The sequence below is a fragment of the Enterobacter cloacae complex sp. GF14B genome, from assembly GCF_004136805.1.
GTDB classification, from domain to species: domain Bacteria; phylum Pseudomonadota; class Gammaproteobacteria; order Enterobacterales; family Enterobacteriaceae; genus Enterobacter; species Enterobacter hormaechei_C.
The window spans coordinates 1-8,216 of record NZ_QFRV01000119.1 but is presented as its reverse complement, the minus strand read 5'-3'; the positions used below and the strand labels follow the sequence as shown (position 1 = coordinate 8,216).

The window sequence follows — 8,216 nt, the reverse complement described above, 5'->3', positions numbered from 1 at the left end:
GCTGGCGCGAGGCCTCCATCCAGCTCTCGCCGGTGATGTGGGCGATGCGAGTCGCCCCGCAGGCGATGAGGTGTTTCGTCACCTGGAAGGCATTGGCGTAGTCGTCCGGGATAAACGACGGCAGCAGCGGCGAGCCGGGGTCGCGCTGGTTGAGCAGCACCAGCGGGATGCGGGTGCAGTCCTGGAATGCCGTCATGTCCACCAGCGTGGTGACCGGTGAGGCGAGGACAATCCCGATGCAGTTGCGCTTCTCCAGCTGGCGGATGATGTTCAGCGCCAGCTCGATGTCGTCGCCGTAGTCGTAGACAGTGAGCAGAGTCTCGTTGCGCCACGCCGCTTCCCGCGCCTGGCTGATGGCGTCGATAAACGGGTCGAAGCTCTGCATGGAGCTCACCAGCAGGGCGATCTCTTCCTGGTTGCGCGGGGCGTGTACGGCGGGGAGGCGGTCGTAGCCGAGCTCGGTAGCGACGCCGATGACCCGCTGGCGGGTGTCGTCGCTGAGCTTGATGTTGCGGGACTGGTTAAGCACCAGCGATACCGTTGCCTGCGACACCCCTGCCGCCCGCGCAATATCGTTCATCGTCACTTTCGTTTTTCGCTTCATCCGTCCTCTCCCTTTCGCGAATTCGCATCATACCCTAACCGCACGCTTTAGCGCCGTCGATCACGTTTCTCAATCATCGAAGCGTGAACTTTGTGAGGGGCATCGCTTTTCTAAACGCCGTGATTTGCGCATTTATCCTGCAACTAATATTTATTAGCTAAATATTATCAGTAAGAGGACGCGTAATGAAAGAGCAGTGGAGCAGGGAGCAGGCACAGGCGTGGTATCAGCAGAAGGGCTGGCTGTGCGGGTTTAACTATCTGCCGTCGACGGCGGTGAACTGGACCGATATCTGGCAGGCAGAGACCTTCGATGCCGAGACGATTGACCGCGAGCTGGGCTGGGCGGCGGACGCGGGCTACAACACCCTGCGCATCAACCTGCCGTTTATCGTGTGGGAGCACGACCGCGACGGGCTGATGGCGCGCATCGACCAGTTTTTGACGATTGCCGACGGCCGCGGCTTCAGCACCATGCTGACCCTGATGGACGACTGCGGCTTCTCCGGCGACGAGCCGTACCTTGGCCCGCAAAAGCCGCCCGTGCCGGGCAAGCACAACAGTCAGGCGGCGGCGAGCCCGGGGCGCGACAAGGTTTGCGATCCGGACTGCTGGGCAGACATTGAGCGCTATATCCGCGACGTTGTGCGCCAGTTCCGCGACGATAAGCGCGTGCTGTTGTGGGATCTCTACAACGAGCCGGGCAACCGCGGCATTTTCGCGACGGGCACGCAGGAGGTGCAGTACGACGCGAAGCTGGAGACCTGCGCGCACGAGTTGATGAAGCTCGCATTCCAGTGGGTGCGCGAAGAAGACCCAACCCAGCCGATCACCGTCTGCGCGTGGCGCCTGCCGCCGGAAGAGGAGGGCGAGACGTTCTTCCAGCATCCGCTGGACCAGACCGCGCTGGCGCTCTCGGACGTGGTGAGCTTCCACGCCTACACCCACACGGGGCGCATGACGGCGATTATTCAGCAGCTGCAACAGCTTGGCCGTCCGCTGTTCTGCACCGAATGGCTGGCGCGCCACGTGGGCAGCACCATCGAAGAGCAGCTCCCGCTGATGTACGCGGCGAAGGTCGCGCCGTACCAGTGGGGGCTGGTGCGCGGCAAAACCCAGACCTGGCTGCCGTGGCCGGTGGTGATGAAGGAGTCCACGGACTACTGCCGCCTCTGGTTCCACGACGTGTTTGAGGAGAACGGCATTCCGTTCTCACGCCGTGAAATCGCATTAATGCAGCAGCTGCGCAAGATCGCCCCGCAGGCGCAGGACTAATAATATCGACCCGGCGGCCGACCGCCGGGCAACCAGGCAGGCATATAACAATGGCAATGACAATGAAAATACCGTCTCGCGAGCTGTGGTCTTATTTTGGCTATGGTTTAGGTCAGTGTTTTAGCTTTGGTTTAGTGGGTTCGTTTATTAACTATTTTTACACCGACGTGCTGGGGATCTCGGCGCTGGCGGCCAGTACCATCTTCCTGATTGCCCGCGCGTGGGACGCGGTTCACGATCCGCTGTTTGCCAGCATTATGGACACCATTAACAGCCGGTTCGGCAAGTTTCGCCACTTTTTGCTGATCGCCCCGCTGCTGATCACCGGCGTCACGCTGCTGTCGTTCTATAAAATCGAAGCGGACATGACCACCAAAATCCTCTACGCCGGGGTGACGTATATCCTGTGGGGGACGCTGTACGCCATCTCCGATATCCCGTTCTGGTCGATGTCGTCGGTGATGACCAACGACTCCGGCCAGCGCACCCGCGCGGTGACGGCGGCGATGCTCGGGGTGAACGCCGGGATCGCTTGCGCCAACATCTTCTTCCCGAAGCTGGCGGCGTTCTTCGCCCAGTACAGCAGCGATAAAGGCTACTTTATGGCGGCGCTGGTGATGATGCTGGTGGGCCTGCCGCTGATGCTCAACGGCTTTATGCAGATCAAAGAGCGCGTGCCGCCGAGCCCGGAAAAGGTGACCATCCGCGACACCTTCCACAACCTGCGCCAGAACAAACCGTTGTTTATCGTCCTGCTGTCGTTCTTTTTCTGTGTGTTTCATAACGTGGCGGGCGGTCTTTATATCTACTTCTTTATCAACAATATGGGCGACGGCAGCCTGCAAATGGCGATTGGCGTGATGGGCATTGTCGCGGCGGTGCTGTGCCTGGTCGCCCCGATGCTGACGCGCCGGATGCAGAAGCGGAAGCTGTTTATGATCCTCTGCGGGCTGGACGTGGCGGTGCGCGTGGTGATGTGGTTTGTCGGTTATCAGCAGGTGACGATGCTGTTCATTCTGCTTGGCCTGAGCACGCTGTTCGTGATGATGACCAACATCCTCACCTCGTCGATGATTGCCGACACCATCGAGTACGCGGAGTACCACACTAACAAGCGCTGCGCGGCGATCACTTTCTCCGGGCAGACCTTTACCGGCAAGATGTCGGTGGCGGTGGGCGGCGGGTTAATCGGCGTGTTTCTGACGATGATCGACTATGTGCCGCAGGCGCAGGCCCAGAGCGATAGCGTGCTGTCGGGGCTGTTCTTCGGGATTTGCCTGCTGCCGGCGATAGGCTCGCTGATCCGCATGGGCTTTATGTCGCGCTTTACCTTTACCGAGGAGAAGCATGCGGAAGTGTGTCGGCTGCTGGCAGAACGCAGGCGGGGGAGCGAGCAGAATGGCATCGGGGATGAGGCGTTGACCCGCCCGGTATCGGTCAATTAATCGCTTCAGACGCCTGCTTTGCAGGCGTCTGCTTCTAATTCCGCAGCTTCAGGGACTCGGGGAGGTGGAGTATCGAGCTCTGAATACTGGTTCCGATGGTAAAAGGGACGATCCACAAACGTAGCGCATGGCTGTCCGGCTTATGAAGTTCGAAGGGATGGGGAAGCGCATCGCTAAAACCGTCATGCTGCGGGTAGATCAGGATCATATCGCCGCGGCTATCGAGATATTTCGTTCCGTAGGCCAGCATCTGGTAAAGATCGCTTTGCGAAATGTTAAAGCCAGGTTTATGAGGCTTAATCTTTTTCCATTTCGTATCGCAAATAATTGAAGAATGTTTCGACGTGTCATACGGGCGAAGCCAGATATCCGGCTTGAGTCTAAACATATACCTGGTGTGATATCGAGCCAGAGTGTGTGTTTTTGCTTGGGTATCAATTTGGTAACGTTGATGATGATGATGCCTCATCCACGCCGCAACAAAGGATTCAAATACCGCTTCCATTGGAAAGAGCAGCGATATGGCATCAGCATGACCCTGCATACAAAGTGGTGACTCCCCGTGTAGGATCAATTTGGCCCACTCCAGCGCCTGTTCATAGTGATGCATATGCCTGTCGAGGCGAACCAGATCGAACGCGTGTGCGGTATCAACAACGGGAGGAATACCTTCGAAGGCCGACTGCAAGGGGCGAAGCTGCTGGATGAGCTGAGGGTTGCGGGTCAGGCGCGAAACCGTATCGATGGCCGTTTTGAGAATGCGGTTCTCCGGTCGGTCAACACTGTACTCGTCATACTCCACCTGAAAGCGATCCCGGCGAACGCTATTTGTCGACAGTTGTGCTGAAACCCGCAGTTTTCCCTTCATCCACGGTAGATTCTCCTGCTGGCGAAGGTAGTCACGCTTAAGACCCTGCTGCAGGACCGCCTGGACGCTCTGGATAAATTGATGAATAAAGATATCCATCAGCGGCATGCGCGAGGTTTTGATACTGGCGGAGGTTGTGGCGATGTGCCGGAAGGTTTTCAGCGTGCGCAGCATCATCATCAGCTGTTCGCGGGTGTTATCATGGCCGGTCTTTGGCAACACCTCGATGAACGCTCCTCCCGGCAGCGCAATGACGCCGACATAGTTTTTCACCTGCAGCACCTTCACGCGCCCGACCGTTTTCAGCGTCAGCAGGCGCGCGTCGTATTCCGCATCGTCGTTCAGGCAGCATTGCTCCAGCCACGCAAAACAGGCCGGAGGAAGCTCCACTGCGTCCTTAACCCGGCCGCTGTCCTCTTTACTGACCAGATAACCGTATTCAAAGGTGGACCACTGCCGCCGCCCGGTCATTCGTCGTTCTCCGCGCCTCGCGCACCTGCATCGTAAATCTGACGCCAGGCGATGGCATTATTCCAGACAGGATCGTCTTCGCCTGCAAGGTGATAGCGCTCTCCCTCTTCCTGCAGATCGTCCGATGCATCCGTTCCAAACAGCCGCTGAATATTTCCCTCGTTTTTGATCGAACGGATGAAGCACAGGGCGGGATCCTGCTTCTGGTTATCTCCAAGGACCAGACGAATTTTCTGCCAGTCGTTGTAAAAGTACTCCTCCAGCAGCGGCAGCACTTTATTTTTCATCACCCGCTGCAGACGGGCGAAAGCAACGTCATCGTCCTCCGTCTCAATTACCGGTATGAAAAAAGCGTGCCCGAGCGTGTGCTCGCTATCGTACAGTGCCTCAATGCGTTCATTGAGCATCTGCAGTAGCCGTTTGAGATCGATACCTTTGATGACGTGGCCTTCCAGAATGGAGGCTTTCGGCAGCATGGCCTTAAACTCGAAGCGGCGGCGCAGGGCGGTGTCCAGAGCGGTCAGGGAACGGTCCGCGGTATTCATGGTGCCGACCAGGAACAAGTTGTTTGGCACGCTGAATTTTTCGCCCGAATAGGGTAGCGTCACGCTCAGGGCCTCGGGTTCACCCATGCGCTTGGATTTCTCAATTAAGGTGATGAGCTCTCCGAAAATTTTGGAGATATTGCCACGGTTAATCTCGTCAACAATCAGCACGTAGTTCTGGCGTTTTGCCGGTGCATTTTTTTTCGGTGTGACGGGAAGATTATAATTATCATGAAGATAGTTGAGGATACCCCGGACATACGACTCGTTGTGGATATCAATCCCGTTGTTCTGATACCAAGCTTTGATGTCCTTCACGTAGGCGTTGTATCCATTCCCCAGATCCCCTTTTTTGCTGTTTAAAGGGAAGATGCCGAAGTTCGTTTCACTTTTATAGGTGACGCCGAACGGTTTACCTGATGTCGTTTTAAGCGTGGCGGCTTCGCCATTCAGCAGTTCTTTTTGAAACTTTGATAGCGCCTCGTTCAGCGCCAGCTGTTCACCTGCGTAACCAAACGCCGCATCCTCACAGATTTGCTTAAAGACGCCGGATTTAATGTCATAGCGAACGTTACCGTCACGGGTGGTATCGGCGCGTAGCCCTTCAATAAACTCTTCATAACCAAAGCTTTGGTGGAAAGTGACAAAGCGGATGCGCTGTTCGGAGACCAGCCGGTCATAAAGCGCTTTAAGTGCGTTTCGGTAATCACTGCCCTGAAGGCCATCCAGCAGGCGGGAATACTCAGCGGGTTCACAGGCGCGGACGGCATGCTCAACGGTGGAATAGGTTTTACCCGTCCCCGGAGGGCCATAGAGAATGACGTTCAGTGGAACATCCGCCACGCTCTCATCCGTATCCTGATCGTCGTCTTCGGCCCAGGACTCGCTACCTACCAGGCCGATATCGCTCTTATCTTTGATGAAATGCGTGTAGAGATGCCACAGCGACATATTGAGTTCGACAGGGTCTACATGGCCGCCCAGCTCGCGGTTCAGAGCCGCCTTCAGCTCCAGGTTTTTTTCAAACCACGTCCCTTTCCCGGCGAGCCCAAGCCCGAAGCGGTTATTACAGTAGTTATAAATGCGGGAAAACATTTTGGTATTTACCACGTTCGAAACCCGCTCAGGGTACAGCGTGGCAAAAGCCCGGTGACACAACGCCCAGTACTGTTTCTTGAGAATGGATTTGGCCTTAAGCGCCTGTAGCTTGTTGACCACCTTTTCATATACGGCCGGGGTGCAGCCCTGTGCCATCAGGGTTGTGATTTCCCGCAGGTGAATCTGGGCCGCATTGTATTCGTTCTGCGACATTCCACCCTGTTTAATGCTGGCGACGCCGTTGGAGCGTTCATACCAAAGTGCCTTGATAAGGCTTTGATCACGAAACTCGGGTCGCTCTGTCGCTACGCGTTTGACCATCTGGTGATAGGCTGGCCCCCATTTAGGGCTGTATCGGCTGTTGTTATTGATATGCTCATTAAAGAAGGGGGCTAACGCGGTGCGATCCTGAACCATCATAAACTCCGGAAGTCGGGTAAAGGCGGTAAAGGTCAGTATTTTATAGGATTAATCTGAATAGTGTCACTGCTTGTTCAGGTGGGTTGAGGTGAAAAGGGGGCTGTCGCCGTTGGCATCAGCCCTCAGACTTACAGCGACTTCACAAACGCCAGCAGATCTTCGTTGAGCTGATCCTGGTGGGTCAGCGCGAAGCCGTGCGGCGCGTTGTCGTACACCTTCAGCGTGGCGTTTTTGATCATCTCCGCCGCCAGCTTGCCGGTCGTTTCAAACGGCACGATCTGGTCGTTGCTGCCGTGGATCACCAGCGTCGGCACGTCGATTTTCGCCATATCCGGGCGGAAGTCGGTTTCGGCGAAGGCGGTCACGCAGTCGATGGTGCCCTTCAGGGACGCCAGCAGGGCGATGTTCAGCGTCTGGGTCAGGGCACCCGCGGAAACGGTCTGCCCGGCGTTGATGCCGTAGAACGGGGTGGCGAAGTCGCTGATGAACTGGGCGCGATCTTTACGCAGTCCGTCGCGAATGCCGTCGAACACGCTCTGATCCACACCCTGCGGGAAGGAGTCGGATTTGCCGAAGATTGGCGTGACCGCGCCCAGCAGGGCAAGACCGGCCACGCGTTCGCTGCCGTAGTTGTTGATGTAGCGCGTCACGTCGCCGCCGCCCATGGAGAAGCCCACCAGCGTCACGTCGCGCAGATCCAGCGTGGTGATCAGGTCGTTAATGTCGGACGCAAAGGTGTCGTAGTCGTAGCCGTTCCACGGCTGATCCGAGCGGCCAAAGCCGCGACGGTCAAAGGCGATGGCGCGGAAGCCGCGCTCGGCCAGATAGTTCAGCTGGCTGTCCCACATGTCGCCGTCCAGCGGCCAGCCGTGGCTGAAGAGAACCGGTTTGCCCGCGCCGCCGTCCTTGTAGTAAATCTGCGTGCCGTCTTTTGCCTTAAACGTTGCCATAGTGTGTTCCTGTACAGGTGATGGTTAGGGTTATACCGGCGCGACCAGATAACGAATTGCCGGTGATGTTGTGCCCTGATGAAAAGCCAGAACGCGGCTCTGCAGCAGGAGGTCATTCATGGTGTGGCGCTCCTGCTGGCGCAGATGCTCAATCCAGGAGCCCATCAGGAAGGTCTCGATAAACAGGCCGGGGCGCTCAATATCTTCGTATACCGCCCAGCTCATCGCCCCGGCGCGGCGTCGCACCCGGCGCAGCTCGTGGACCGCCTCCAGGAAGGCTTTTGCGTTGTGCGGGTCGATGATGTACTCGTGCGAGACCAGCACCGGGCCGCGCTCGTTCGGCAGGTCGTTCTCCACGCCGTCCAGCGGCTGGCCGCTCAGGTCGAGGTTTAAATCAGGATCTTTCTCCAGCTTCCAGCGGAACACGGTGGCGCTTGCCAGCACCATCCCCAGCGTGGCGACCACCAGCGAGGTCGGGGTGCCGAACTGAGAGGCAATCTGCCCCCAGATGGCGCTGCCTGCGGTCATCGAGCCGAAGAAC

The 8,216-nt window shown here is 57.3% G+C and carries 7 protein-coding genes; 2 read left to right on the top strand and 5 right to left on the bottom strand.

What is annotated here, in order from left to right:
* The coding region (locus tag DD606_RS22845) for a LacI family DNA-binding transcriptional regulator (protein WP_139158338.1) at nt 1-604 on the bottom strand (604 nt) is incomplete at its 3' end.
* 185 nt (nt 605-789) lie between these two features.
* Here DD606_RS22845 and DD606_RS22840 point away from each other — a divergent pair.
* On the top strand, nt 790-1,878 hold the full coding sequence (locus DD606_RS22840; RefSeq protein ID WP_129259199.1) for a cellulase family glycosylhydrolase: 1,089 nt from the start codon (nt 790-792) through the stop codon (nt 1,876-1,878).
* A 50-nt stretch (nt 1,879-1,928) separates the two neighbouring features.
* Complete coding sequence (locus DD606_RS22835) at nt 1,929-3,323, top strand: MFS transporter (protein ID WP_129259197.1); 1,395 nt, start codon at nt 1,929-1,931, stop codon at nt 3,321-3,323.
* A gap of 34 nt (nt 3,324-3,357) precedes the next feature.
* Here the strand turns inward: DD606_RS22835 and DD606_RS22830 are convergent, their stop codons facing one another.
* From DD606_RS22830 to DD606_RS22815, 4 genes are all read right to left on the bottom strand, one after another.
* A complete protein-coding gene (locus DD606_RS22830; protein ID WP_050871245.1) occupies nt 3,358-4,662 on the bottom strand; it encodes an McrC family protein in 1,305 nt (434 codons plus the stop codon).
* Entirely contained in the window at nt 4,659-6,722 is a 2,064-nt protein-coding gene (locus DD606_RS22825) for an McrB family protein (RefSeq protein ID WP_059294784.1), read from the bottom strand. The genes DD606_RS22830 and DD606_RS22825 overlap by 4 nt, the downstream gene beginning before the upstream one ends.
* Nucleotides 6,723-6,853: 131 nt before the next feature.
* The gene (locus DD606_RS22820; protein ID WP_058658777.1) at nt 6,854-7,675 is read right to left on the bottom strand and encodes an alpha/beta fold hydrolase; all 822 of its coding nucleotides are present in this window, start codon (nt 7,673-7,675) and stop codon (nt 6,854-6,856) included.
* Nucleotides 7,676-7,705: 30 nt separating this feature from the next.
* The coding region (locus tag DD606_RS22815) for an MFS transporter (RefSeq protein WP_176691464.1) at nt 7,706-8,216 on the bottom strand (511 nt) is incomplete at its 5' end.

Bases quoted from the DNA above. Each gene is read 5' to 3' on its own strand.
- DD606_RS22840 (WP_129259199.1), top strand. From the start codon at position 790: ATGAAAGAGCAGTGGAGCAGGGAGCAGGCACAGGCGTGGTATCAGCAG.
- DD606_RS22835 (WP_129259197.1), top strand. From the start codon at position 1,929: ATGGCAATGACAATGAAAATACCGTCTCGCGAGCTGTGGTCTTATTTT.
- DD606_RS22830 (WP_050871245.1), bottom strand. From the start codon at position 4,662: ATGACCGGGCGGCGGCAGTGGTCCACCTTTGAATACGGTTATCTGGTC.
- DD606_RS22825 (WP_059294784.1), bottom strand. From the start codon at position 6,722: ATGGTTCAGGATCGCACCGCGTTAGCCCCCTTCTTTAATGAGCATATC.
- DD606_RS22820 (WP_058658777.1), bottom strand. From the start codon at position 7,675: ATGGCAACGTTTAAGGCAAAAGACGGCACGCAGATTTACTACAAGGAC.